The sequence below is a fragment of the Roseateles saccharophilus genome (assembly GCF_031458095.1).
Taxonomy (GTDB): domain Bacteria; phylum Pseudomonadota; class Gammaproteobacteria; order Burkholderiales; family Burkholderiaceae_C; genus Pelomonas; species Pelomonas saccharophila_A.
In genome coordinates this window covers 952,661-975,827 of sequence record NZ_JAVDXU010000001.1, presented here as the reverse complement: position 1 = coordinate 975,827, position 23,167 = coordinate 952,661, and the positions used below count along the sequence as shown (strand labels likewise).

The window sequence follows — 23,167 nt, the reverse complement described above, 5'->3', positions numbered from 1 at the left end:
CCGCAGGCCGAAGGGTGCACCCATGAGCATCACCGTCAAGCTGCGCTTCTTTGCCTCGCTGCGCGAGAAGCTGGGCGAGGGCGAGGCAATGGCTTTGCCCGAGAGCAGCACGGTCGCTGCCGCGCGCGAGGCGCTGATGGCGCGCGGCGGTGCCCACGCCGAAGCCTTGGCTCGTGGCCGTGCCGTGCGTGCGGCACTGAACCAGAAGATGTGCGCCGAATCCGCCCCGCTGTCAGACGGCGACGAATTGGCTTTCTTTCCCCCGGTCACCGGCGGCTGACGTGCAGGGCCTGCATCTGACGGCCGACCTGCACGGCGTCGAGCCGGCACTGGCGGTCATGCGTGATGCCGACGCGCTCGCTACGCTGTGCCGCGATGCGGTCACGCGCTCCGGGCTGACCGGCGTTGCCGAACTCTTCCATCGATTTGCGCCGAAGGAAGAGCAAAGCGGCATCACCGGCGTCGTGCTGCTGGCGGAGTCCCACCTCGCCGTGCACACCTGGCCCGAACTCGGCGGCGTGACGCTGGACGTCTACGTCTGCAACTACGGTGCCGACAACAGCGCCAAGGCCGAGGCCCTGCTCGATGCCTTGCTGAAGGCCTTTGCGCCGCGCGAAACCGAGGTTCAGAGGCTGAGCCGCGCCGCTGCCTCGACGCCGGCTGTGTAGGCCTCCTCGAAGACCGAATACCCGGCCAGGTCGCTGTGCGCGAAGACGACGCGGCCACGCTGGGCGTTCAACGCCGCCAGCTCGGCAGAGCCGCGCAGGCCCGGCGTGGGAATGCTCATCGCGTGGCCGAAGCGGCACAGGTCGATGCGCTCCAGCTTGGCCGGCAAATCGGGATGGGTCTGGGCCAGTTCCTGCGTGACGACCTGTGCCCAGTGTTGCCAGGGCTGCTTCAGCAACTCGCCGCGCTGGGTTTCGGGCAGGGCGAGATAGGCCGTCAGCAGCGGCGCACGTGGCGTCGGGTCCAGCGTCTGGTGACGGGCATCCACATAGCCGAGGGCCGTCGAGCCATAGCGCACGTTGTCCCAGGACGGCGGTGCGCCGGGGCGTTGCAGCAGGGGTTCGCGCAGCGAGAGGTTGGCCGTCACCCAGGGCGCGTGGCGCTGCTTCAGTGAGCGCAGCGCATCGGGTGGTGCGGCCAGCAGATGCCCAGAAACGAACAGCGGCGTCGCCATGACGACGGCCCGCGCCGCCCAGCGTTCGGGCGCGTCGGCGGCCTCGTTCCAGGCCAGCAGCTCGATGCCCTGGCGCCGTTCGGTGACGCGCAGCACGGTGCGGCCCAGGTGGATGCGCTCGTGCAGCGGCGCGACGATCTGGGCGCTGAGCCAGCCATTGCCCTCGGGCCAGGTCAGCACCGGCTCGCGTTCGCCGGCCTCGTCGCCCGGCGCGTGAAAGCCGTGGCGGCTGGCGAAATAGTGAAGCCCGGCCCAGGCCGAAACGATGTCAGCGCCGGCGCCGAAGTCATCGCGACAGCAGTAGTCGAGGTACCAGCGCAGCCGGCTGTCGTTCAGGCCCTCGCGGTCCAGCCAGGCGGCGAAGGTCTGGCTGTCCAGGGCTGTGTGGCCGGGCGTCCAGCGAGCGCGGTGACTGGGCATGGCGAAGCCGAGTTCTCGCTGCGCCTGGGTGACCCGGTCTGAGAAGCGCCGGTACTGGGCCTGCGCAGCGGCGCCCTCCGGTGGCGGCAGCAGCCCGTCGCGCCATTCACCGGCTATGAAGAGACGCTCCTGGGGGCTGTGGCAGAGATGCTTCTCGTCCCAGACGGTGCGCCCCAGCTGTTCGCGGGCCAGGCCCAGCTCATGCAGCAGTTCGCCCACTTCACGCGCCTGGGCGTCCGGCAAGGGCAGGTAGTGGGCGCCCAGCGGGCAGGCCGAGCCGCCGATGCTGTGGCCGCGGCTGTTGCCGCCGGCCTGATCCTCGAGATCCAGGATGGCGAAGTCATCGATGCCGCGCTTGGCGAGAGCCCGCGCGCACGCGAGGCCCGCGATGCCAGCGCCGACGATGAGGACGCCCGTCGTCTTCAGCGGTCCATCGGCCTTGGGCAACTCGCCGCGCAGCCGGTGGCCGCGCTCGGGATGCGTGCCGACCCACCCGCCCTGCAGGGGTGGCGCATCGGTCGTGCAGCCGCTGGCGAGCAGGCCGAGCAAAACCGCCCGGCGCGAAGGGCCGGGAGCAGCGACGGGGCTAGAGAGAGGGCGGGGCGGGCGCAAGGCCGGCAGGGTAGCAGCCTGCGCTGCCGCGCCGTCAGCTCGCGGCCGGCGTCACGTCCTTGCCATCGCTATTCGAGCGCCATTCGCGCAGTTCTTCGGCCAGCACCGGGTGGTGGTCGGCCGCAGCGCGCAGCATCAGCGCCTCGACATTGGCTTCGGTCACATGCTCGTGACCGACGCCGTGGACGAGGTTGTCATAGATGCTGTCGAGGTCCCCGGCATCGGTATCAGGCGGCGTGCTGGGCACGTGGACCTGGGCCAGGGCTTCGGGCTTCAAGTGGGCAGTCTGCATGGGTGGCTCCTGCGCCGGCGCCTAGTGGCCGGCGAGCCCATCTTGCAGCAAAAGACGCTCCTAGTGAACCTGTCCCCACTCGGTTTCAAACTCTTGCACCAGGACCTGGTTGCTGAGGCGGTTCACTTCGGTGGGCACGCGGGCCATGTCGGGCGGAAAGTCCAGCAGGGCCGGCAGGCTCTTGGGGCTGAGGAAACGCAGGCCAGGCGGGAAGGTGGGTGGCTGGCGGAAGGGCCGGCGCGAGGCCATCACGAAGCCCCATTCGCCAAAGCTCGGCACGTGGGCGTGATAGGGCGTGGCCGTCAGGCCGACGGACTCCAGCGTCGTCACCACCGTCCAGAAGCTACGCCGTGCGATCAGCGGCGAGGTGGTCTGCACGACGGCATAGCCGGCGGCGCTCAGATGTTGGTCGACGAGTTCGTAGAAGCTGGCCGTGTAAAGCTTGCCCAGCGCGAAGTTGGACGGATCGGGGAAGTCGATGACGATGACGTCGAAGACCTCGGGGTGCTGCTCCAGCCAGCCAAAGGCGTCGGCGTTGACGATGCGCAGCTTGGGGGACGACAGCGAGTGCCCGTTCAGCGCTGCCAGCTTCGGATTCGAGGTGAACAGGCCGGTCATCTGCGGATCCAGCTCCACCAGCGTTACCTGCTCGACGCTGGGGTATTTGAGGATCTCGCGCACCGCCATGCCGTCGCCACCGCCGAGCACCAGCACGCGCTTGGGCACGCCCTGGGCCGCCATGGCCGGGTGCACGAGGGCTTCGTGATAGCGGTACTCGTCGCGCGAATGGAATTGCAGATTGCCGTTCAGGAAGAGGCGCGTGCCGCCGCCGCCGTCGGTGACGACGATGCGTTGGTAGGCGCTGCTCTGCTTGAAGACGATGTGCTCGCCGTAGAAGCGCTCCTCGGACCAGCGCGTCAGCGCATCGGCACCGAGCAGGGCCGCGAGCAGCAGCACGGCCGACAGCCCGCAGGCGATGGCCTGGCTGCGGCGCGCGCGCAGCTCGGCGCGGAAGATCCACAGCGCCCACACCGCGACGGCAACGTTCAACAGGCCGAAGGCGATGCCGGTGCGCACCAGGCCGAGCTGGGGTACCAGCACCAGCGGGAAGGCCAGGGCGACGAGCAGGGCGCCGAGGTAGTCGAAGGTCAGCACCTGCGAGACCAGGTCCTTGAGCCCATAGCGCGCGCTGAAGTGGCGCTTCAGGATGCGCATGACCAGCGGGATCTCCAGCCCCACCAGGGCGCCCACCAGCAGCACCAGGGCGTAGAGCAGGGCGCGGAAGGCCATGCCCTCGCCGGGTGGCAGCAGGCTGTGCACGGCGAACAGGCCGGCCGGCATCAGCCCGCCAATGACGCCGACCAGCAGCTCCACCTGCAGGAAGACGCCGACCAGCTGGCGCTCGACGAAGCGCGACAGCCAGGAGCCCAGGCCCATGGCGAAGAGGTAGACGCCGATGACGGTGGAGAACTGCAGCACCGAGTCGCCGAGCAGATAGCTGGCCAAGGCGCCTGCCGCCAGCTCGTAGACGAGGCCGCAGGCGGCGATGACGAAGACGCTGGCGAGCAGCAGCAGCTCGGCCAGCGAGGCGCGAGCCGTGGACGGCTGCTCGGTCACGGCTTGAGCGTCACCGAGAAGGCCAGCCGTCTGCCGTCGGGGCTGGCGGCGATATTGCGGATGACGCCGCCCAGGTCGGCGAGTTCGGCGAAGGGCTGGAAGCTGCTGCCGGCCTTGCCGTCCCAACGCAGCAGCAGGTTGCCGCGCGCCATCAGCATCGAGCCGTCGGGCAGGGCGACGAAATACTGGCTGCGGTTGGGGTCCTTCTCGCCCTCGGGGCCGACGGGTGTCTCCACCAGCGCCTGAGGCTCCTTGTCACCCGCGCCCATCGCGCAGATGCGCCAATGGGCCGGGTCGGTCTGATCGACAAAGAGGGCGCGCTTGCCGTCGGCCGTGCGGCCGAGCGACCGGCCAGGCTTGGCCGTCAGCAGCGTCTGCTGGCCGGTGGTGCGGCTGATGATGACGGCGCGATGGTTGTTGCGCTCCGGCACGTCGTCGACGAGGAAGGCGGCGATGAGGTCGGGGTTGATCCAGGCGTGATAGCCGATGCGCTTGGTCGGCACGACCGGGGCCACGGGCTTGCCGTTCCAGCCGAACAGCCACAGCGAGGGCTCGTTCATCTCGATGCCATAGGCCGGGTCGGCGGTGATGACGCGAATGGCCGAGAAGCCGCTGCCGTCGGCCAGCGGCGTCGGCGAGTAGAGGTTCTCCTTCGTCGCCGTGACGGCCGTCGTCGTGCCCTTGGCCAGCTCGTAGCGGTAGATGTTGTTCGAGCCCGAGCGGCCCGAGGTGTAGACGACGGCCGCGCCGTCGGGCGTGAAGGCGGGCTGGAAGTTGTTGCCCTTGCCCGGCGTGATGTTGCGGGCCTCGCTGACCTTGCCGGCCTTGACGTCCAGCTGGGCGATGAAGACGGCGACGTCGGGCGGCGCGTCGGCGGCCGAGGCGGCGCCGGCGATGGCGAGAAACAGGGCCGGGATGAGGCGGCGGACGGAGAAGCTCATGGCTTGCCTGTGCAGTCGTTCAGCGGATCGCGAGTGTCCGCTAGAACGACACCGGCTGAGGCAGGGCCTTGCTCCAATAGAAGATGTCCCAGCCGGCGCGCAGGCCGCCGGTGGTGAAGGGGTCGGTGGCGATCAGAGCCTCGACGGCGGCCTTGTCCGGCGCCCGCACCACCCACAGCCCGCCCACCGGCGTCGCCTCGGGAGACTCGCGCAGCGAGCCTATGGCCCTGACCATGCCGGTGTTCGCGGCCGCCCATTCCAGATGGGCCTGCAGCAGCTGGCGGCGCAACTCGCCGGCACCGGGCTTGTCGTGGAAGCGGATGGCGAACAGCGTCCAGTCTTCATGGGCGTTGCCCGTCAGGGCGGCGAAGTCGTGCGTCATGGGGTGTTCATCGCTTCGCGCCAGCGCATGGCGTCATGGATGCGGTGGCGGGTGCTGGGATGGTGGAAGAAGATGATCTCTTCCAGGGCGCCGGGGTCGGCCTTGCGGTATTCAACCAGCTTGAGCTGGCCCTCGGCAAAGCCATGCGGTTCGCGCGACAGGTTGAGGCCGAACTGGTCGGCCTCGGCCTCCTGGATGCGCGTGATGCTGTTGTTGACCGGCGTGGCCAGGGTCAGGAAAACGGAGAACACGGCCACCAGCATCGGCAGGCCGGCCACGTCGTCGACGCGGCTCACACCGGTGGACGCCGCGAAACGCGCGAGCAGCCTTCCCAGCACCCATTGCACGGTCGCAAAGCCGACAAAGAGCACGATGGTCAGCATGGCCATGGTCTTGCCGATGTGGTTCATCACATAGTGGCCCAGCTCATGGCCCATGACGGCGCGGATCTCGGGCTCCGAAGTGCGGCGCAGCAGGTTGTCGTTCAGGCGCACGGCAGCGGTGCCGAACAGGCCGGCCACATTGGCGCTGATGCGCGTCGTCTGGCGCGAAGCGTCGAAGACATAGACGTCCTTCACCGGCACGCCGTTGGCGTGGGCCATCTGCAGCACGGCTGTCTTGACGGGACCGTCCTCCACGGGCTTGTAGGTGTTGAGCAGGGGTTCGATGAGCACCGGCGAGACCGCGACCAGCAGGACGACCACGGCCATGCCACCGGCCGTCCCCCAGATCCACCAGCGCGCGCCGGCGCGGCGGATCAATGCATAGAGGCCGGCGACGACCAGGGCCATGAGAACGGCGTTGATGCCCTGCATCAGCGCCGCCTCGCCCAGCCAGGCTGGCAGGGTCTGGGTCGACATGCCATAGGCCTGCTCGCGCCACCAGCCCTCGTAGACGGCCAGCGGCAGCGTCAACAGCGTGGAGGCCAGCACGTAGATGGCGCCGACCAGCGCATCGCGGCGCAGCGGGCCCTTGCCGACGCGCTGGGCCCAGTCGCGCACGCGGGCGGCGCGGCGGCCGCTCATCATCAGGACCGCGACCGCGAGGCCGAGCAGCAGGTTCCACAGCTGCAGCCAGTAGCCGCCGGTGTAATAGGCGTCGGACTTGGCGACGACGTCGGCCGGCAGCCGGTCCATATAGGCCTGGGTAGCGGCCTCTGCGTTGCGGGGCAGGGCGGCGCGCCAGGCGTCGTCGACGGGGCGGATCTTGAAGCCCGAGGCCTGGGCGGTGGCGTCGGCCTTCTGGGCCTGTGTGGCGGCGCTGCCAGCGTCAGCGGCGTGGGTCAGCGTGAGGCTGAGCGCCAGGGTGGCTGCGGTCAACCATGTCTTCATCAATTCCTCCTGTCTTGAAGCGGCGCGATTGTGGCGACGCACACCGCACCGGAAGGCGCGATGCGACAGGCTGCGTGCAGGACGGGATGGACGGCTTCAGCCGTGGATGGCTGCAGCGACGATGTTGCCGATGGAGATGCACATGGCGCCGACGACGATGGCCAGGGCGATGTTCTTGTGCTCCACCAACTCTTCCCAGAGTTTGTAGGGCGTGATCTTGTCCACGATGATGAAGGACACCCAGAAGATGACGACGCCGATGACGGCATACATCGTCGAGCCGAGGATGACTTCAGGCTTGAGCCAGTCGAGGGTCATGATGTCGTTCTCCTATTTGTGGCCACCGCCACCGCTGCTGTAGCCGCCATAGCTGCCGCCGCTGCTGCCACTGCCGTAATAGCCACTGCTGCGCGAGCTGCGGCACTGGCGGTATTCGTTGCTGTTCTCGCCGAAGCTGGTCTTGTACTGCTGGCAATCGTCGCTGGAGCAGGCGCGCAGCAGGGCGAACAGCAGCACGATGAGGAAGAGGCCGATGATGATGTTGCGCAGCAGGTTGCCGCCGCTCTTGAAAGCCGAAGTGTCGCGTGCGAACTGGCCGGCGGGCGCCACCAGGTTGAAGGCCTTCTTGACGGCCTCGGCCGGCACCGGGCTGCCACCGCTCCAGGTGACCTCCGGCCCCTGCTGCTCGCGGCTCAGCAGGTTCTGGCCGTCGCGGGTGATGTAGTCGGTGACCTGGACGCGGTCCTCCAGGCGCACGGGCCAGTAGAACTCGCCGAGCACATGGGTCGTCTTGGCGCCGTAGACCCAGCGCTGCGCATAGTCGCGCCCCTGCCAGTTGACGCCGCCGCGGCCCTGGGTGGGCGCGCCGGTCAGCGTGCGCACCAGGCTCCAGCCCTCGCGGGTGTCGACGAGGAAGGCAAAGCCGGCCAGGCGGTTGTAGAGCAGGTATTCGCGCCAGAAGCTCTGTTCGTCCTCGGCGTCCTCGGGGATGTCGCAGCGCTCCTGGTAGCCCACGACCTGCCAGGCCTCGGGCTTGCCATCGCCGACCGCCAGCGTGCCGGTGCGGCCCAGCGGGATCAGCGGCGGCAGGCCGCGGTTCTGGGGCGTGAAGCCCAGCGCCTTGGCCTCGCCTTCGGGGAGGTCGACGATGGCATTGCACTGGGCGCAGACCATGCTCTTGGTCTGCGCCAGCTTGGGTTCCAGCGGCGCGCCGCAGCTCGGGCAGGCTATTGATCTGCCCTTGAACTTCGCTTCGGCGATCGACTCGCCCTCGGCCGTCTGACGCAGGCCCTGCAGGGCCATGTCGGCCAAGGCCACACTGCGGCCGACCGACCAGATCGGCGCCGCGCCCTCGCGGTACTCCAGGCTGCCGACTTCACCCTGGGCGTTGCGCAGCTCGACGACGCGCCCGGCCTTGGGCGGGCGCGGCAGCTCGCCCTCGGCGGCGCGCAGGGCGGCCTCGATGATGGCGGCGACCTGCCAGCGCTGGCCGGCCAGCGTCAGCGGCTGGCCGAGGGCGGGGGCTGAGGGCGGGGCTTCGGTGAGTGGTGCCTCCAGGCTGACGACGAACTGGCCGTTGTCCTCGCTGAGCCAGGCCGTGCGCGGCGTCTCGGCGCCGGCGTCGAACAGCAGATGCCATTCGTTCCAGTTGCCCAGCTCCGAGCCGCGCTGCACGCGGCCGACGATCGCGAAGCTGCGGCCCATCCAGCGGCCGGTCGTGCCCAGCTGCAGCGGCGAATAGTCTTCGAAGATCTCGGCGCTCTGGCCGATCTGGCTCAGCGTGTCGCCGTCACGCAGCAGCGTGCTGCGGCAGAAGCCGCAGACGGCGCTGGCCGAGGCCGCACTGGCGAACTCGACCGGCGCGCCGCAGTTGGGGCACGCCGCTCTCCAACGACGCTGAGGCGTTGCCTCAGCCATGAGTGCCGCTCAAGCGTGCAAATCGTCGAAGGCTAGGTAGCGGCCGCGCGGCTGCCGTGGAACCGGCTTTGCCGGGCCACTGGCAGCGCCCCCTTGAGGGGGCCGGCGTCAGCCGGTAGGGGGTGGGCCGAGGACTAGCCAAGCTTCTTCAGCAGGTCGGCTTTCTTGGCGGCGAATTCCTCATCGGTCAGGATGCCCTTGGCCTTGAGGTCGCCGAGCTTTTCCAGCAGCGAGACGATGTCTTCGGGCTTGCTGGCCGCCGGAGCGGGAGCCGCGGTGCCGACACCGGCCAGGCCCTGGCCCAGCGTCTGCGCCAACGTCTGGCCGAGGGCCACGCCGGCACCCAGGCCCACGGCCTGGCCGGCGATGCCGCCGCCGTCACCGCCGCTCTTGGCCATCTCGGGCAGGGCCTGCGCGGCCTGGTACTGCATGAACTGGCCCATGTTCTGGCCGATGATGCCCATGCCGATGCGCTGGTCGAGGATCTTCTGCAGCTCCTCGGGCAGGGACACGTTCTGCATCGTCACCGACACCAGCTCCAGGCCGAGGGCGGTGAAGGATTCGGCGGTGGCGTTTTTCAGCGCAGCGGCGAACTCGACCTGGTTGGCGGCCAGGTCCAGGAAGGGCGTGCCGCTGCTGGCGACGGCGTCGCTGATGTGCTGCAGCATCAGGCCGCGCAGCTGGCCTTCGAGATCCTGCACCGTGTAGCGCTCACGGGTGCCCGAGACCTGGGTGTGGAAGACCTTGGGATCCTGGATGCGGTAGGCGTAGTTGCCGAAGGCGCGCAGGCGCACGGCGCCGAAATCCTTGTCGCGGATGGCGACCGGCTGGCTGGTGCCCCAGCGCTGATCGATCTGCTGGCGGGTGCTGAAGAAGTAGACGTCGCTCTTGAAGGGCGACTCGAACAGCTTGTCCCAGTTCTTCAGATAGGTCAGCACCGGCAGGGTCTGGGTCGTCAGCTTGTGGGTGCCGGGGCCGAAGACATCGGCCACCTGGCCTTCGTTGACGAAGACGGCGACCTGGGATTCGCGCACGACGAGCTGGCCGCCGTTCTGGATTTCCATGCCCGACATCGGGAAGCGGTAAGCCAGGGTGCCGTCACCTTCCTCCGTCCACTGGATGACGTCTATGAACTGTTTCTTGATGAAATCCATCAGGGCCATGTTGGTTCCTGCGTGCGTTGCAAAAGAAATGATCACGAGTATCCGGCGGCGGCCGGGCACCCAGACGCCCAAACAGGTGAATCTCACCGCGGGCGAGGTGAGAATCCGTGCCATGGCCAGAGTTTGCATCCAGACGGGGGACTTTGACGTCGGCGCCGAAACTTCCTCCCTTCGGACGGGGGATGGCGGCGTGGGCGCTGTTGTCGCCTTCATCGGTACCGTGCGCGAGCACAGCAGCGGCGCCGCCGTGTCGGCCATGGAGCTGGAGCACTACCCCGGCATGACCGAGGCGGCCATCGAGGCCATGGTGGATGAAGCCTTTTCCCGCTTCGACATCCGCGCCGCCAAGGTCATCCACCGCGTCGGCCGCCTGGAGGCCCGCGACCAGATTGTTCTCGTGCTGGTCACCAGCGCCCACCGTGGACAGGCGTTTCAAGCCTGCGAATTCCTGATGGACTACTTGAAGACCCAGGCGCCGTTCTGGAAGAAGGAGCACACGCCGGACGGCGCTCATTGGGTGGACGCCCGCGTGGCGGACGACGAGGCGCTGGCGCGCTGGGGCATCGCGGCGGGGAACGCTTCTTGAACGCGCTGGCGGTGGCGGTCGGCGCCATGTTCGGCGCGCTGACGCGCTGGCAAACAGGCCTGTGGCTGAACACGCGCTGGATGGGGTTTCCGCTGGGCACCCTGCTCGTCAACATGGTGGGCGGCCTGCTGATCGGCATGGCGCTGGAGTGGTTTGGCCGCCAGCCCAACGAGCTGCTCAAGCTGCTGCTGGTCACCGGCTTCCTGGGCGGGCTGACGACGTTTTCGTCCTTCTCCGGCGAATCGCTGTCGCTGCTGCAGCGCGGCGAATTCCTGCTCGCCCTGGGTCACACCCTGGCCCATGTGCTGGGGTCGCTCGGCGCCGCCGCGGCGGGCTTCGCCCTCATGAGGTTTGCCGTATCGAGCCTGGCGTGACGCCGGTGACGCGCTTGAAGGCGCGGCTGAAGGCGGCCTCCGAGCCATAGCCCACGTCGAAGCCGATCTCGGCGATGGAGGTGCCGCCCTGGCGCAGCCGCGTCGTCGCCAGCGCGATGCGCCATTGCGTCAGGTACTCAACCACCGGTTGGCCCACCAGCTCGCTGAAGCGGGCCGCGAAGGCCGAGCGCGACAGGCCCACCGCCTGGGCGAGGGTTTCGATGGTCCAGGCCTGGGCCGGGTCGCGGTGGATCATGACGATGGCGCGGCCGATCTGCTTGTCGCGCAGGGCGCCCAGCCAGCCGCTGCGGGCCTGCGGGTCGCGGTCTATCCAGGCGCGCAGGGCCTGGATGACGAGGATGTCGGCCAGCCGCGTGATGACGGTCTCGCTGCCCGGGCGGCGGCCGCGGGCCTCCTCGGCCAGGAATCGAACCGTGCTGTGGAACCACGCCAGGTCCGGCGTGTCGGCCGTGGCCAGCACGATGACGCCGGGCAGGGCCGACAGCAGCAGGCGCACGGCGGGGTCGTCGAAGCGCACCGCGCCGCAGACCAGCGTGGCCGCCTCCCCGCCACCCCCGTGTTCGAGCAGCTCGAACCAGTCGCTCACCGCCGTGCGTGGCAGCTCGAACAGCGAGGGTGTGGGCTGGCCCGGCCGGCTGACGACGCCATGCCCCGCGCCGCGCGGCACCAGGGCGAAGTCGCCGGCCTTCAGCAGGTGTGTCGCGCCACCGGGCTCCACCAGGTGGCAGCTGCCGCTGGTGACGACATGGAACATCAGGCAGTCCTCCATGGCCGGCATGTGGAAGCCCCAGGGCGCCGTCAGCTCCGAGCAGCAATAGACGACGCCGCTCATGCGCAGGAAGTGCAGGGCGTCGGCAATCGGGTCGCCGCGCTCCCAATGCGTGGGGACGGTGGCGGGCGCGGCGGCGGGTTTGTCCATGCTCAATAGTTCAGCGTGCGTTGGGGGTGTCTGCGGGCCGAGCGCCGGGCCTGCCATTGGCCAGAGGCCAATGTCCTTCCGTAGGCACAAGCAGTCCGCAGGGACTGCTTGTGTCCGACTCCAGTTCCCTAGCCGGCCCGCGCTGGCGATGTGCTTGCCGGTCGATCCGGCAAGCATCGCCGTCCCCTCGGGGGCTGAGGCCGGACACAGTGCGCCCGGTGGGCGCGGTGTGCCTGCCGAAGCGCAGCGGCCACTGGCCGCTGCGCGGTCCCGGCCAGGGGCGCCCGCGTTCAGCGGGGCGGGCGTGGACGAGGGGCTTCACTTGCTGGACGAATGATCAACGGAAGGAGACGGCGCGGCATGGCCGCGGCGGGCGGCGATTTGGACACTGACTCCATCGCAACCCACCTTGGAGACACAGCATGCAAACCAGTATCGCGGTGATGAACGCCAGCGGCCGCACCGGCCAGCGCATCGCTCAAGCCCTGTTGAATGCCGGCTGCCGCGTCGTGGCCCTGGGCCGTTCGGCCGACAAGCTCGCTGCACTGCAAGAGCAAGGTGCCGATGTTTGCCTCGGCGACCCGGCCGATACCGCCTACCTGAGCGCCGCCTTCGAAGGCGTGCACACCGTCTATGGCCTGCTGCCCTATGACCTGACCGAGCCCGGCTATCTGGACAGCCAGCGCCGCCTCGGCGAAGCCATGGCCAGCGCCGTGCGCCAGGCCGGCGTCAAGCGCGTCGTCTTCCTGTCCAGCCTGGCCGCCGAGCAGCCCGGCGGCACCGGCATGATCCGGCCCATGCACGATCAGGAAGAGAGGCTGCGCGCCATTCCCGGCCTGGACGTGATGTGCCTGCGCGCCGGTGCCTTCATGGAGAACCTCTACGGCGCGTTGCCCGTCATCCGCGAAGCTGGCATCGTGGCCGACGGCTTCCTGCCCGATCTGCCCGTGCCGATGGTGGCGACGCGCGATATCGCCGACGCCGCCGTGCAGGCGCTGCTGGACCCGGCCTGGCACGGCCAGCAGGTGCGCGAAGTGCTGGGGCCGCGCGACATCAGCATGAACGAGGTGACGCGCCTGCTGGCCCAGAGCCTTGGCCTGCCGCAACTGGCCTATGTGCAGCTGCCGCGCGGCGAGCTGGAGCGGGCGCTGACCGAAGCTGGCCTGGCACCCGATGTGTCTGCGTTGACCGGCGAGCTGATGGAGGCCATCAATGACGGCCGGGTGCGCACGACTTTCGGCCGCAGTGCGGCCAACACCACGCCCACGGGCATGCAGAGTTTTGTGCATGAACTGGCCGAGGCTTACCGTGCCGGTTGAAACTCCTCCCCCATGACGACCTTGCTCAATCTCACCACCCTGTTGGCCACGCTCGGCAGCCTGTTGATGGCCGGCGTCTTCTTCGCCTTTTCCACGGCAGTCATGCCGGCGCTGGCGGGGGCCGCGAGCGGCATGCAGCTGATGCAAACCATCAACGAGGTCATCCTGAACCGGGTCTTCCTCGGCATCTTTGTCGTCACGGCCTTGCTGGCCTGCGCGGCAGCCGCCTTGGGCTGGGCGCAGGCGCCGCGCGGCGCTGCCGTGCTGCTGACGGCCGGTGCGTTGGCCTATGTAGTCGGCGTGTTCGGCGTCACCGCCGCGCTGAATGTGCCGATGAACGAGGCCTTGGCCAAGCTGGGGGCCGACAGCGTCACCGGGCAGAACTATTGGCAGACCTATCTGCGCGACTGGACCTTCTGGAACACGGTGCGCACGCTGGCGGGTCTGGCCTCGGGCGCCTGCCTGGTGACGGCGACCATGCTGGCAGGTTGAGGCAGGCGCCATTGCGCCGGCTGCCTCCCCGGCCAGGCGTTCAAGCCTCGTCCATCAGGCGCAGCGTCTGCCGAAGCTGGCCTGGCGCCCGATGTGTCTGCATGGACTGGTGAGCTTGTGGAGGCCATCAATGACGGCCGAGTGGCTACACCCTGGGCCGAGATTCCAGCAGCACGACGTCGACCGGCATGGAGAGCCTTGTACTGGTTGTCGCCCATCGCGCTGGCTGAGCACCTCCTCGTAGGCTCCGACGACCACCGCCGATCGGATGTGCAAATGTCTGTGAGGGTTTGCGCGTCCCATCAACGAGGTGCGAATTTGTCCCTGTAAACCTGCAGCGAAATCACCCGAAGAATCGGCCCTCATGTGATCGGCGCGAGAACGTCGGCACAACAGAACGAAGCAGTTTGAGGGAGGGGGCGTCATGACTCCAGACGTTTCACTGCGCTTGTTTGCGCAGCTGATGTGGAAAGCGGTGGCCGTTTCTGCGCCACTGTTGCTGACCGTGCTGATCGTCGGCCTGGTCGTGAGCATCTTCCAGGTGGTCACGCAGATCCAGGAGATGTCGCTCACCTTCATCCCCAAACTGCTGGCCAGCGTCGCAGTACTGGTGCTGGCGGGGCCGTGGATGCTGGGCCAGTTGGTGGCCTACAGCAGCGCCCTCATTCGCGCGATTCCCCGACTGGTGTAGTAGCCATGCCAGGGATCGACCCCGCTTGGGCACTGGCCGTGCTCCTGTTGTGGGCGCGCCTTGGCAGCTTGTTGACGCTCAGCCCGCTTGCGCAGGTTGTCAAGGCGCCGTCTGTCTTCTGGGTTCTGTTCACGCTCGCCCTTTCAGGCACTCTGTGCGCCGCGTTGGGCTTGCGTGCGCCCCTGCCGGACGGCGTGGGCGGACTCTCCTTGCTGATCCTGGGTGAGGCCGCTCTGGGAACACTCCTCGGTCTGTCCCTGCATATGGCTTTTGCGGCCCTCTCCATGGCCGGGCGGCTGCTGGATCTGCAGATGGGCTTCGGCATGGCTGCGGTGCTCGATCCCGTGACGCGCGCCAACATCCCCGTCGTGGGCGTTGCGCTGACCATGCTGGGCATGAGCGCTTTTCTCGGGGGCGATGGGCATCATGCGCTGTTGCGCGGCATTGCACAGATCGCGCAATGGGTGCCGCCGGGCGCCGTGTGGCGCTTGCCCGATGCCTCCCTCCTGGCGCGTGCCATGGGCGTGATGTTCAGCATGACCATCGTCGTCATGGCGCCGGCCTTGTTCATGCTGCTGCTGACCGAGCTGGTGCTGGACGTCACGTCGCGGGTGCTGCCACAGATGAACGTGCTGTTCATCGGCATGCCGGTGAAGGCCTTGGTGGGCTTGTCGACTCTCGCGATCGCCGCGCCCGGCATGGCGCCTGCGCTGCGGCGCTTGTTCGCCAGCGTGTTCGAATTCTGGCAGGGCGTCGTGCCATGAGCCGCGAGCAGGATCTCGACCGCAACGAGCGGGCCACGCCCTTCAAGCTCGAAGAGGCGCGCAAGCGTGGCCAGGTGGCGCGCAGCACGGAGGCTGCGAGTTTTGCGGTGCTGATGGCGATGACGCTGGGCTGCTTTGCACTGCTCGCTCCGGCCGTCAAGGATCTGGCCAAGCTGCTGGTCCGCGGCCTGACTTTGCGCCCAGGGCTGCTGGACGACTCCGTGGCCGCCTCGCGGCTGATGGAAAGAGGGCTGCACGATGTCGTGCTGGTGCTGGCACCCTTGCTTTTCGCAGTTGTCGTCACAGCGCTGTTGACGGGCCTTCTTCAAAGCGGTGGGCTGGTGTTCTCGTCCACGCCACTCAAGCCAGATTTCGCGAGGTTGAATCCGGCGCAAGGCCTCAAGAAGCTGTTCTCGATGCGCCTGTTCTACGAGGCCTTCAAGAGCACGCTCAAGCTGGCGGCCTTGATCGCTACGGCCTATCTTTCCCTCCAGGTTCTTTGGCCGGACGCCGTGAAGCTGCTTGGGTTGCCTGGCAAGGCAGTCCTTTTTCGCGTGATGCAGTCCTCGGGAGGCCTGATGGCCAAACTGTGCGCGGCGCTGTTGATCTTTGTGCTGATCGACCTGCTCTTCGTTCGCTGGGACTTCCTGCGCAACCTGCGCATGAGCCGGCGCGAGATCGAGGACGAACACAAGCACCGCGAAGGCGACCCGCGCATCCGCAACCGCCAGCGCGAGATCCGCATGCAGTTCCTGAAGGCGGCGCGCTCGGTGAGCAAGGTGCCTGAAGCGCAGGTGGTGGTCACCAATCCCACGCATGTGGCGGTAGCGCTCAGGTACGAGCATGGCGTGACGCCGGCTCCCCTGGTCGTCGCCAAGGGGGCGGGCATGCTGGCGCGGCAGATCCGCCGTGCAGCCAACAAGGCAGGCGTGCCCATCGTTCACAGCCCGCGCCTGGCACGAGCTCTGTACAAGGAGGTGCCCCAGGACGCCTATGTCCCGGAGCAGTGGTATCCGCCGGTGGCCCGCATCCTGGTGTGGCTGCGCAGCCTGCGTGAAGCCCGAGGCGGAGTGAGACCGGCATGAGCAGCTTGCGTCGTGTTTTCGGTCGCCATGCCGATGTCTTGCTGGTGCTCATGGTGCTGGGCGTGCTCACGGTGCTGTTCGCACCGATCCCGGCGGCACTGCTGGACTTCCTGATCCTGGCCAACGTCGGCTTCGCGCTCACGCTGTTGATGCTGACCTTCTATATGCACAGGCCGGTGGAGTTCTCGACCTTCCCGTCGCTGCTGCTGATTGCAACCCTGTTCCGGTTGTCGTTGAACGTCGCTGCCACGCGGCTCATCCTGACGGACGCCAGCGCGGGTCAAGTGATCGGGGCGGTGGGCTCCTATGTCGTGGCCGGCAACTTCGTCATCGGCCTGATCGTCTTCCTGATCCTGGTCGTCGTGCAGTACGTTGTCGTGACGAATGGCGCGCAGCGGGTGTCGGAGGTGGCGGCACGCTTCACTCTGGACAGCATGCCTGGCCAGCAGATGAGCATCGATGCGGACCTGAACATGGGCTTCATCGACCAGGCCGAGGCCCAGCGCCGCCGCAAGACACTGGAGCGGCAGGCGGCTTTCTATGGCGCCATGGATGGCGCCAGCAAGTTCGTCAAGGGCGATGCCGTCGCCGGCATCATCATCCTGCTCATCAATATCGTGGGTGGGCTGGTCATCGGTGTCATGCAACGCGGCATGGGCTGGAGCGAGGCGCTGCAGACCTTCACGCTGCTGACGGTCGGTGACGGCATCGTCACGCAGATTCCGGCGCTGGTCATTTCAGTCGGCACCGGCATCATCGTGACGCGATCGGCCTCGGACAGCGATCTCAGCGACGAGGTCCTCAAGCAGCTGACCAGTTTCCCGAAGGCCATCTGGCTGGTGGTGGGAGCTCTGGGCGTCTTGCTGCTGCTGCCTGGAATTCCGGCAATGCCCGTGCTCACGGTCGCCACAGTCCTGGCAATGCTGGCCCTGACCGCTGGCTGGCGCCGACGCGAAGGCGAGGAGCCACAAGCCGAAGCCTCTGCGGAAGAGCAGTCCAAAAGCGACGACCTCATTCCACGGGTCCATCCGGTCGAGGTCCGTATCGGCAGTGCCCTCTCGGCGTTGGCTCAGGGCGAGGCATCGGTTTTCATGCAGCGCGTCGCTGCGCTGCGCAAGCAGTTTGCCCAGGACTTCGGCTTGCTGCTGCCTGCGGTGCGCTTCGTCGGTGAGGCACGTCTGCAAGCCAACGCCTACGAGCTGGCCATCTATGGCGTTGTCTACGGCCGAGGGGAGTTGCACGAGGGCAAACTGCTGGCCATCCATCCCAGTGGTGATACCAAGCACGTCAAGGGCATCGAGACGCGCGAGCCAACCTACGGATTGCCGGCGGTTTGGATAGCCGAGAGCGAGCGCGAGAAGGCGCGGGCGGCGCGCTACACGCTGGTGGACGCGCCCACGGTTTTCATCACCCATCTGAGCGAGACGCTGCGCCAGCATTGCGCCAACTTGGTGACCCGCGCCGAGACGGATCGCTTGCTGAATCGGGTCCGGGATGCCCAGCCTGGCTTGGTCGAGGAACTGATCCCCACCGTGCTTGGCGTCGTTGACGTCCAGAAGGTCTTCCAGGCACTGCTGCGCGAGAAGGTCAGCCTGGTGCACGCCGAGGGCATCGTCGAGACCCTGGCAGACGCAGGCCGAAGCACCAAGGACTCGGCGCTTCTGACGGAAGCCGTGCGCCAGCGCCTGGGTGCGGCGATCTGTCAGCAGTTGATGGCTGATGGCCAGGCCCTGCATGTGCTGACGCTCGACCCCAGCGTGGAGCAGCGGCTGCGTCAAGGCGCTCATGACGCAGCGCCCACTGATCCCCGATTCATTGAGCAGGTCCTGGCGCGCGCCGTCGTGCTGGCTGAGCAGATGGTCCGCAGCAATCTGCTGCCCGTCCTGCTCTGCGCTCCCGATCTGCGCCGCCATCTGCGTGCGCTCACGGAACGTGCACTGCCGCATATGCGAGTCCTGGCGGTCACCGAGGTGCCCAACCTGATCCCGCTCAAGGCCTTTGGCAGCCTGAGCCTGCCGACCACCGAAAGCAGCCCATGAATACCCTGGAAATCGCCGCCATCGGTTTGCAGCAGGACCTGGACCGGCTCAAGCTGACCAGCCACAACGTCGCCAATCTCTCCACGCCGGGCTACAAGCGCCAGATCGCCGTGCAGACGCCGTTTGCCGATCTGGTGGGCCCGGCCAGCGAGTTGCAGGTGCAAACCGACGTCAGGGCCGGCAAGCTGAATGCGACCGGCCAGGCGCTGGACATCGCTCTGCCGGACGGGCGCTATCTGCTGCTGGAGGCGGAGGACGGAGGGCTGGCGTTGAGCCGCCAGGGAGCGCTGCAGATCGACGCCCAAGGCTTGTTGCGCACCCTGGCCGGCCAGAAGGTCCTGGGGGCTCGTGGCGCGGTCAGCTTGCGAGCCGATCAGCGCGCCGGCCTTGAAATCGATGCCCAGGGACAGCTGAGGCAGCAGGGACAGGTGGTGGACGCCTTGCGACTCATCGGCGTGCGGCCCAACCAGGCGCTGCGCCCGCTCGGGGACGGCCTTTACGTTGCGGACAGCAGTCAATGGGAGGCTGAGTCCCCGGTGATCGGTGTGCGCAGTGGTCATCTGGAGCAGTCCAACGTCCTCTCGAGCCAGGAGATGGTGACCCTGATGAGCATCACACGCCACGCCGAGACCATGGTGCGCCTGTTCCAGGCGGCCGACGACATGCAGGCGACCGCCATCCGTCGCCTGGGGGAGAACAACTGACATGAACGACGCCCTCTACATCGCCGCCACAGGCATGAAGGCCCAGACCGCCCAACTCGACACCATTGCCAACAACGTTGCCAACGTCAGCACGCCGGGCTTCAAGCGCAGCAATCTGCGCTTTGGCGACCTGGTCAGTACCGGCCTGGAGGGTCAGCGGTCCGTCGAGGCTTCTGCGGTTTCTGCTGGCGTCAAGATTGGTGCTGTGCAGCGCTCCTTCGTGGCCGGTGAACTTCGGCGCGTCGATGACGCCATGTCCGTTGCGGTTCAGGGCGACGGATTCCTCGAGGTGCAGCTGCCGGATGGCAGTCCGGCATTCGTCCGTGGTGCGCGACTGGAGGTCAATGCCGATCGACTGCTGGCGGTATCCGACGGCTTCGTCCTGCGCCAGCACATCCACATACCCACCGACGTCCGCACCCTGGTCATCAGCGAGGACGGGCAGGTGACGGGGCGCGATGACGCAGGTCGCTCGACGACCCTGGGGCGCATCGAGCTCGCGGTATTCGCCAACGCTTCGGCCTTGGCGCCTGCTGGCGAGGGCCTGTGGCGCTCTAGCACCGGCTCGGGAGAGGCCACGCTGGCGCCACCGGGCGAGGCCGGTGCGGGTCGGTTGAAGCAGGGCTACCAGGAAGCCTCCAACGTCCACCTGGTCGACGAGATGGTGCAGTTGATGGTGGCTCAGCGTGCCTATGAGATGAACGTCAAGGTCATGCAGGCAGCCGATGAGGTGGCCGGCATGACCAACAACCTGCGCAAATGAACCCCTCCCTCGTCCTGGCGCTCTGCGGTCTCACCGCCGTGCCGTTCGCCCAAGCCAACCCTCTGTGCGAGGCCGCACAGGTCGGGCTGGAACGCTTCGCCCGGGCCCGTGGCCTGACTGCAGAGGTGCGCTGCCGGGCCGCGGCGCAATCGGTGCCTGGCGGGGTTTCCATGTCCGCGATGGAGTTGCCCAGGAGCCCAATCGTTCGCAGCGGGCCCATGACGTGGCCGGTGCGTGTTCAGCCAGGTGGCGGACGGACCTATGTCCAACAGGTGCCGTTGACGGTGGCCTGGACAGCCCCGGCCTGGGTCAGTGCCCGCGACCTCCGGGCCGGCACGGAGCTGCGGTCAGGCGACTTCGAGCTGCAATTGCACCGCTGGCCCGAGGGACTGGTCGTCCAGCCTGCTGACGCACAAGCCCAACCCTTCGGTCGCCTGCGCAATGCTCTGCACACCGGCGACGTTCTGACTTCTGCTGCGCTGTTGCCTGCCGACGCGTTGGTACGCGGCGATCACGTCATCGCGCTGTTGGTACAGGGGGGGGTGGAGATTCGTCTGCCGGCCCGTTTGCTGGCACCGACCAGCGTCGGTCAGCTCGCGCGGGTACAGGCTTCAGGACGTGCGGCGCCGCTTGAGGGGCGGTTGGTCGACGCGCAAACACTGGTGGTGAACGAATGAGAGCCCTTGCCTTCGCCTTGGTCCCGCTCTGTGCTGCGGCATGGGCCGACGATTTCGATCCCGTCCCTCCCAAGGCCGACGCTGTCGCGCCCCAGGCCCCTGCCTCGGCCAGCCCCGTGGCTCCTGCGGGGGCGGCCCCGCGTCCACGAGCGCGAGGCAGTCTGTATTCGGACGCGCAGTTCCAGTCGCTGACCGCCGACCGACGTCGTTTCGAAGTTGGTGAAGTGCTGACCATCATGGTCTTCGAGAACGCGTCGGCCACGTCCTCGGCCGACACCGGCACGAACCGGGACTCCAACGTCGGCCTGGGCATCGCTCTGCCCAGTTGGAACAAGAGCGTGGGCGCCACGGCCAACAACGACTTCAATGGCACGGGCCGCACGCAGCGGGCCGGCCGCGTGCTGGCGCAGATCACCGTGCTGGTGCGCGAGGTGCTGCCCAACGGGGACCTGCGCGTGGGCGGCGAGCAGCTGCTCGAGATCAATGGCGAGAAGCAGACCATCCGCGCCGAAGGGCGTGTGCGGCCCCGCGACGTCAGCGAACAGAACGTCGTGCTGTCGAGTCGACTGGCCGAAGCCAGGCTGGCTTTTGTCGGTGACGGCGTGCTCGGCGATATGCAGCGCCCGCGCTGGTGGCAGAAGCTGCTGAGCCTGTTCGGGATTTGATATGCGAGCGGCGCTTGTTCTCAGCCTTGCCCTCGTCGCGCTGCCCGCGCAGTCGCAGTCGGTGCGGCTCAAGGATCTCGCCCGCGTCGGTGCGCAGCGCGAGAACGCCCTGGTGGGGTATGGCGTCGTGACCGGTCTGTCCGGCTCCGGCGACAGTTCGCGCAGCAAGGCGACCCGTGTGACCCTGTCCAACCTGCTGAACCGCTTCGATCTCAGCATCGCCTCTGACGACATCGCCAGCCGCAATGTCGCCGTCGTGATGGTCACGGCCAGCCTGCCCGCCTATGCCCGTCCGGGTGATCACGTGGACGTCTCCGTGGGTTCAGTGGGAGATGCCCGCAGCCTGGAGGGCGGCACCTTGCTGATGGCGCCGCTCAAGGGGGCCGACGGACGGGTCTATGTATTGGCGCAGGGAGCGTTGACGGTCGGCGGTTTTCGGCACGATGCCCAGGGTAATCAGGTTCAGAAAAACCACCCGACCGCGGGCCTTGTCAGCGGTGGCGGAACGGTCGAAGTGGCCCTGCAGGATGGACCGGACGTTCAGCCGCTGTTGTCGCTGGTATTGAATCAGGCCGATTTCGGCACCGCCGGCCGCATGGCGGACCGCATCAACGAGAGCTTCGGGGCCGACCTGGCCGAGGTCCGTGATGCGGGCGCCGTCGAGGTGCAGGTGCCGCTTGCCTACCGCACCAAGGTCGCCCACTTTGTGCGGCAGATCGAAGGACTGGCCGTCGAGCCCGATCACCACGCGCGCGTTGTCATCAATGAGCGCACTGGCACGCTGGTCGCCGGCGGCGACGTCCGGATTTCGCCGGTGGCCGTGGTCGTTGGTGAAACCCGGGTGACGGTCACCGCCGAAACGGCGGTTTCGCAACCGATGTTGCTGCGATCGCCCAGTTCGAGCGTCAGGACCGAGGTGTTCACCAACAGCCAGCTCCGTGTGCAGGAGCCGGTCATGCCGAAGTTCGTGCCGGCAGGACCGACGCGGGTGACCGATCTGGTGCAGTTGCTGGCCAAGGCCAAGACGCCGCCGCGCGACATGATTTCCATCCTTCAGGCGATCAAGGCGGCGGGCGCTCTGCATGCCGAACTGATCGTGCAGTAACTACAGGGAATGCCGATGAACTTCATTGACCCCGCCACCTTGCAACTGGTGAGTCGCGCCCTGGACGCGGGCGCCTTGAGGCACCAGGCCATTGCCCAGAACATCGCCAACGCGAACGTTGCTGGCGCCAAGGCCACACGAGTGCAGTTCGAGGAATTACTTGGCGACATACCGGCAGACCTGGCCGCAGGCCGCGGCTTCAAGGCCGATGCCGTGCCGGTGCCGCAGGTCGTCGCCATCGCGGACCGTTCGATTGCGCTTGACGAAGAGACGGCTGCCTTGTCGAGCAACAGCCTGCAATATCAGGCGCTGCTGAAGGCCCTGAGCCGGCAGCTGAGCATCCTGTCGCTGGCCGCACAGGAGGGGCGTCGCTGATGGACTACCGCGCCGTTTTTCAGATTGCCGCCGCCGGCATGGACTTCGAGAAGCGCCGTGTCGACGTCGCCGCGCTCAATCTGGCCAATATGCACAGCAGCGCGCCCGCCGGGCAGGCACCTTACGCCGTTCATAAGGTGGTCGCCCAGCCGCTGCTGGTGAACTTCAGTCGCGCGCTGGGCCTGGCCGAACCAACGGTCATGCCGCGCGAAGTGAAGCTGGTGGCGTCCGACTCAGCTCCTCGGCTGGTGCAGGACCCAGGCCATCCGCATGCCAATGCCCAGGGTTTCGTGGCCTACGCGCCTGTGGACCAGGTCACCGAAATGGTCAGTGTCAGTACGGCGCTGCGCGCCTACGAGGCGAATGTGGCCGTGGCGAGCACGGCCAGGGCCATGGCTGCCAAGGCCTTGGATATCGGAGGACAGGGATGAGCGTCCAGGCTATCGGGGCCCTTGAGGCCATTCAACCCCAAACCCTGCAGACGACCCAGGCTGGCACGACTGCCGTTGCGCCGGGCTTTGCGAGCTGGGTGGAGCACGAACTCAACAGTCTCAATACGCAGCTCGTCAGCGCGGAGAAAGGCATCAGCCAGCTGGCCTCAGGCACGGCCGAGAACCTGCATGCGGTGATGCTACAACTGGAACAGGCCCGCTTGGCAATGCAGATCGCTGGCCAGGTGCGGTCCCGCGTACTGGAGGCGTATCAGGACGTGATGCGCATGCAGGTGTAGGCG

28 protein-coding genes are annotated in these 23,167 nt (G+C 67.6%); 18 read left to right on the top strand and 10 right to left on the bottom strand.

From position 1 onward, the window contains the following. Positions 1–22 precede the first annotated feature (22 nt). Complete coding sequence (moaD, locus tag J2X20_RS04430) at positions 23–280, top strand: molybdopterin converting factor subunit 1 (RefSeq protein WP_310261396.1); 258 nt, start codon at positions 23–25, stop codon at positions 278–280. Between the two features lies 1 nt (position 281). After that, entirely contained in the window at positions 282–668 is a 387-nt protein-coding gene (speD, locus tag J2X20_RS04425; protein ID WP_310261393.1) for an adenosylmethionine decarboxylase, read from the top strand. Here the strand turns inward: speD and J2X20_RS04420 are convergent. The 9 genes from J2X20_RS04420 to J2X20_RS04380 all read right to left on the bottom strand — a co-directional run bounded on the left by J2X20_RS04420 (position 626) and on the right by J2X20_RS04380 (position 9,855). Then, on the bottom strand, positions 626–2,149 hold the full coding sequence (locus J2X20_RS04420) for a flavin monoamine oxidase family protein (protein WP_310261390.1): 1,524 nt from the start codon (positions 2,147–2,149) through the stop codon (positions 626–628). The genes speD and J2X20_RS04420 overlap by 43 nt on opposite strands. 97 nt (positions 2,150–2,246) lie before the next feature. Next, positions 2,247–2,504 carry a hypothetical protein gene (locus J2X20_RS04415; protein ID WP_310261388.1) on the bottom strand — a complete coding sequence of 86 codons (258 nt, stop codon included), beginning with the start codon at positions 2,502–2,504 and terminating at the stop codon, positions 2,247–2,249. Positions 2,505–2,564: 60 nt separating this feature from the next. Continuing rightward, positions 2,565–4,121, bottom strand: a complete 1,557-nt coding sequence (locus tag J2X20_RS04410) for a polyamine aminopropyltransferase (protein WP_310261386.1) — start codon at positions 4,119–4,121, stop codon at positions 2,565–2,567. After that, the gene (locus tag J2X20_RS04405; RefSeq protein WP_310261383.1) at positions 4,118–5,062 is read right to left on the bottom strand and encodes a TolB family protein; all 945 of its coding nucleotides are present in this window, start codon (positions 5,060–5,062) and stop codon (positions 4,118–4,120) included. Before J2X20_RS04405 ends, J2X20_RS04410 begins: the two co-directional genes overlap by 4 nt. 40 nt (positions 5,063–5,102) lie before the next feature. Further along, positions 5,103–5,444, bottom strand: a complete 342-nt coding sequence (locus J2X20_RS04400; RefSeq protein WP_310261380.1) for a YciI family protein — start codon at positions 5,442–5,444, stop codon at positions 5,103–5,105. Beyond that, complete coding sequence (locus tag J2X20_RS04395; protein ID WP_310261378.1) at positions 5,441–6,775, bottom strand: M48 family metallopeptidase; 1,335 nt, start codon at positions 6,773–6,775, stop codon at positions 5,441–5,443. Before J2X20_RS04395 ends, J2X20_RS04400 begins: the two co-directional genes overlap by 4 nt. A gap of 96 nt (positions 6,776–6,871) precedes the next feature. Further along, positions 6,872–7,093 (bottom strand): DUF350 domain-containing protein, encoded by a 222-nt coding sequence (locus J2X20_RS04390; RefSeq protein ID WP_310261375.1) that lies wholly within the window; start codon positions 7,091–7,093, stop codon positions 6,872–6,874. A 12-nt stretch (positions 7,094–7,105) separates the two neighbouring features. Further along, the gene (locus J2X20_RS04385; RefSeq protein WP_310261372.1) at positions 7,106–8,692 is read right to left on the bottom strand and encodes a DUF4178 domain-containing protein; all 1,587 of its coding nucleotides are present in this window, start codon (positions 8,690–8,692) and stop codon (positions 7,106–7,108) included. Positions 8,693–8,826: 134 nt separating this feature from the next. Next, positions 8,827–9,855 (bottom strand): SPFH domain-containing protein, encoded by a 1,029-nt coding sequence (locus J2X20_RS04380; protein WP_310261369.1) that lies wholly within the window; start codon positions 9,853–9,855, stop codon positions 8,827–8,829. A gap of 112 nt (positions 9,856–9,967) precedes the next feature. On the opposite strand from J2X20_RS04380, the gene J2X20_RS04375 reads away from it, so the two are divergent. Both J2X20_RS04375 and crcB read left to right on the top strand, forming a co-directional pair. Beyond that, positions 9,968–10,441 carry a molybdenum cofactor biosynthesis protein MoaE gene (locus J2X20_RS04375; RefSeq protein ID WP_310265094.1) on the top strand — a complete coding sequence of 158 codons (474 nt, stop codon included), beginning with the start codon at positions 9,968–9,970 and terminating at the stop codon, positions 10,439–10,441. Next, complete coding sequence (gene crcB / locus J2X20_RS04370) at positions 10,438–10,815, top strand: fluoride efflux transporter CrcB (protein ID WP_310261366.1); 378 nt, start codon at positions 10,438–10,440, stop codon at positions 10,813–10,815. The genes J2X20_RS04375 and crcB overlap by 4 nt, the downstream gene beginning before the upstream one ends. On the opposite strand, the gene J2X20_RS04365 is transcribed toward crcB, so the two are convergent. Then, entirely contained in the window at positions 10,784–11,755 is a 972-nt protein-coding gene (locus tag J2X20_RS04365; protein WP_310261361.1) for an AraC family transcriptional regulator, read from the bottom strand. The genes crcB and J2X20_RS04365 overlap by 32 nt on opposite strands. A gap of 422 nt (positions 11,756–12,177) precedes the next feature. Here J2X20_RS04365 and J2X20_RS04360 point away from each other — a divergent pair, with 422 nt between their 5' ends. From J2X20_RS04360 to fliE, 14 genes are all read left to right on the top strand, one after another. After that, entirely contained in the window at positions 12,178–13,074 is an 897-nt protein-coding gene (locus J2X20_RS04360; protein ID WP_310261358.1) for an NmrA family NAD(P)-binding protein, read from the top strand. Positions 13,075–13,086: 12 nt separating this feature from the next. Further along, positions 13,087–13,566, top strand: coding sequence for an anthrone oxygenase family protein (locus tag J2X20_RS04355; RefSeq protein WP_310261356.1), 480 nt, complete (start codon positions 13,087–13,089; stop codon positions 13,564–13,566). 424 nt (positions 13,567–13,990) lie between these two features. Beyond that, positions 13,991–14,257, top strand: a complete 267-nt coding sequence (gene fliQ, locus J2X20_RS04350; RefSeq protein WP_310261353.1) for a flagellar biosynthesis protein FliQ — start codon at positions 13,991–13,993, stop codon at positions 14,255–14,257. Positions 14,258–14,262: 5 nt separating this feature from the next. Beyond that, positions 14,263–15,021, top strand: a complete 759-nt coding sequence (locus J2X20_RS04345) for a flagellar biosynthetic protein FliR (RefSeq protein WP_310261350.1) — start codon at positions 14,263–14,265, stop codon at positions 15,019–15,021. Next, positions 15,018–16,106, top strand: a complete 1,089-nt coding sequence (locus tag J2X20_RS04340; protein ID WP_310261348.1) for an EscU/YscU/HrcU family type III secretion system export apparatus switch protein — start codon at positions 15,018–15,020, stop codon at positions 16,104–16,106. Before J2X20_RS04345 ends, J2X20_RS04340 begins: the two co-directional genes overlap by 4 nt. Next, a complete protein-coding gene (locus J2X20_RS04335) occupies positions 16,103–18,145 on the top strand; it encodes a flagellar biosynthesis protein FlhA (protein WP_310261344.1) in 2,043 nt (680 codons plus the stop codon). The genes J2X20_RS04340 and J2X20_RS04335 overlap by 4 nt, the downstream gene beginning before the upstream one ends. Continuing rightward, positions 18,142–18,849 carry a flagellar hook-basal body complex protein gene (locus J2X20_RS04330; RefSeq protein ID WP_310261342.1) on the top strand — a complete coding sequence of 236 codons (708 nt, stop codon included), beginning with the start codon at positions 18,142–18,144 and terminating at the stop codon, positions 18,847–18,849. The genes J2X20_RS04335 and J2X20_RS04330 overlap by 4 nt, the downstream gene beginning before the upstream one ends. Position 18,850: 1 nt before the next feature. After that, positions 18,851–19,612 carry a flagellar hook-basal body protein gene (locus J2X20_RS04325; RefSeq protein ID WP_310261339.1) on the top strand — a complete coding sequence of 254 codons (762 nt, stop codon included), beginning with the start codon at positions 18,851–18,853 and terminating at the stop codon, positions 19,610–19,612. Beyond that, complete coding sequence (locus J2X20_RS04320; protein ID WP_310261337.1) at positions 19,609–20,289, top strand: flagella basal body P-ring formation protein FlgA; 681 nt, start codon at positions 19,609–19,611, stop codon at positions 20,287–20,289. The genes J2X20_RS04325 and J2X20_RS04320 overlap by 4 nt, the downstream gene beginning before the upstream one ends. Further along, positions 20,286–20,954, top strand: coding sequence for a flagellar basal body L-ring protein FlgH (locus J2X20_RS04315; RefSeq protein WP_310261334.1), 669 nt, complete (start codon positions 20,286–20,288; stop codon positions 20,952–20,954). The genes J2X20_RS04320 and J2X20_RS04315 overlap by 4 nt, the downstream gene beginning before the upstream one ends. 1 nt (position 20,955) lies before the next feature. Then, a complete protein-coding gene (locus J2X20_RS04310) occupies positions 20,956–22,059 on the top strand; it encodes a flagellar basal body P-ring protein FlgI (protein WP_310261330.1) in 1,104 nt (367 codons plus the stop codon). 9 nt (positions 22,060–22,068) lie between these two features. Beyond that, a complete protein-coding gene (locus J2X20_RS04305) occupies positions 22,069–22,434 on the top strand; it encodes a flagellar basal body rod protein FlgB (RefSeq protein WP_310261327.1) in 366 nt (121 codons plus the stop codon). Then, positions 22,434–22,865 carry a flagellar basal body rod protein FlgC gene (locus J2X20_RS04300; RefSeq protein ID WP_310261325.1) on the top strand — a complete coding sequence of 144 codons (432 nt, stop codon included), beginning with the start codon at positions 22,434–22,436 and terminating at the stop codon, positions 22,863–22,865. Before J2X20_RS04305 ends, J2X20_RS04300 begins: the two co-directional genes overlap by 1 nt. Continuing rightward, positions 22,862–23,164, top strand: a complete 303-nt coding sequence (gene fliE, locus J2X20_RS04295) for a flagellar hook-basal body complex protein FliE (protein ID WP_310261323.1) — start codon at positions 22,862–22,864, stop codon at positions 23,162–23,164. The genes J2X20_RS04300 and fliE overlap by 4 nt, the downstream gene beginning before the upstream one ends. The last annotated feature ends 3 nt before the right edge of the window (positions 23,165–23,167 follow it).

Coding starts and splice junctions, on each gene's coding strand:
- moaD (WP_310261396.1), top strand. CDS start 23: ATGAGCATCACCGTCAAGCTGCGCTTCTTTGCCTCGCTGCGCGAGAAG.
- J2X20_RS04415 (WP_310261388.1), bottom strand. CDS start 2,504: ATGCAGACTGCCCACTTGAAGCCCGAAGCCCTGGCCCAGGTCCACGTG.
- J2X20_RS04405 (WP_310261383.1), bottom strand. CDS start 5,062: ATGAGCTTCTCCGTCCGCCGCCTCATCCCGGCCCTGTTTCTCGCCATC.
- J2X20_RS04400 (WP_310261380.1), bottom strand. CDS start 5,444: ATGACGCACGACTTCGCCGCCCTGACGGGCAACGCCCATGAAGACTGG.
- J2X20_RS04395 (WP_310261378.1), bottom strand. CDS start 6,775: ATGAAGACATGGTTGACCGCAGCCACCCTGGCGCTCAGCCTCACGCTG.
- J2X20_RS04390 (WP_310261375.1), bottom strand. CDS start 7,093: ATGACCCTCGACTGGCTCAAGCCTGAAGTCATCCTCGGCTCGACGATG.
- J2X20_RS04385 (WP_310261372.1), bottom strand. CDS start 8,692: ATGGCTGAGGCAACGCCTCAGCGTCGTTGGAGAGCGGCGTGCCCCAAC.
- J2X20_RS04380 (WP_310261369.1), bottom strand. CDS start 9,855: ATGGCCCTGATGGATTTCATCAAGAAACAGTTCATAGACGTCATCCAG.
- J2X20_RS04375 (WP_310265094.1), top strand. CDS start 9,968: ATGGCCAGAGTTTGCATCCAGACGGGGGACTTTGACGTCGGCGCCGAA.
- J2X20_RS04365 (WP_310261361.1), bottom strand. CDS start 11,755: ATGGACAAACCCGCCGCCGCGCCCGCCACCGTCCCCACGCATTGGGAG.
- J2X20_RS04360 (WP_310261358.1), top strand. CDS start 12,178: ATGCAAACCAGTATCGCGGTGATGAACGCCAGCGGCCGCACCGGCCAG.
- J2X20_RS04355 (WP_310261356.1), top strand. CDS start 13,087: ATGACGACCTTGCTCAATCTCACCACCCTGTTGGCCACGCTCGGCAGC.
- fliQ (WP_310261353.1), top strand. CDS start 13,991: ATGACTCCAGACGTTTCACTGCGCTTGTTTGCGCAGCTGATGTGGAAA.
- J2X20_RS04345 (WP_310261350.1), top strand. CDS start 14,263: ATGCCAGGGATCGACCCCGCTTGGGCACTGGCCGTGCTCCTGTTGTGG.
- J2X20_RS04340 (WP_310261348.1), top strand. CDS start 15,018: ATGAGCCGCGAGCAGGATCTCGACCGCAACGAGCGGGCCACGCCCTTC.
- J2X20_RS04335 (WP_310261344.1), top strand. CDS start 16,103: ATGAGCAGCTTGCGTCGTGTTTTCGGTCGCCATGCCGATGTCTTGCTG.
- J2X20_RS04330 (WP_310261342.1), top strand. CDS start 18,142: ATGAATACCCTGGAAATCGCCGCCATCGGTTTGCAGCAGGACCTGGAC.
- J2X20_RS04325 (WP_310261339.1), top strand. CDS start 18,851: ATGAACGACGCCCTCTACATCGCCGCCACAGGCATGAAGGCCCAGACC.
- J2X20_RS04320 (WP_310261337.1), top strand. CDS start 19,609: ATGAACCCCTCCCTCGTCCTGGCGCTCTGCGGTCTCACCGCCGTGCCG.
- J2X20_RS04315 (WP_310261334.1), top strand. CDS start 20,286: ATGAGAGCCCTTGCCTTCGCCTTGGTCCCGCTCTGTGCTGCGGCATGG.
- J2X20_RS04310 (WP_310261330.1), top strand. CDS start 20,956: ATGCGAGCGGCGCTTGTTCTCAGCCTTGCCCTCGTCGCGCTGCCCGCG.
- J2X20_RS04305 (WP_310261327.1), top strand. CDS start 22,069: ATGCCGATGAACTTCATTGACCCCGCCACCTTGCAACTGGTGAGTCGC.
- J2X20_RS04300 (WP_310261325.1), top strand. CDS start 22,434: ATGGACTACCGCGCCGTTTTTCAGATTGCCGCCGCCGGCATGGACTTC.
- fliE (WP_310261323.1), top strand. CDS start 22,862: ATGAGCGTCCAGGCTATCGGGGCCCTTGAGGCCATTCAACCCCAAACC.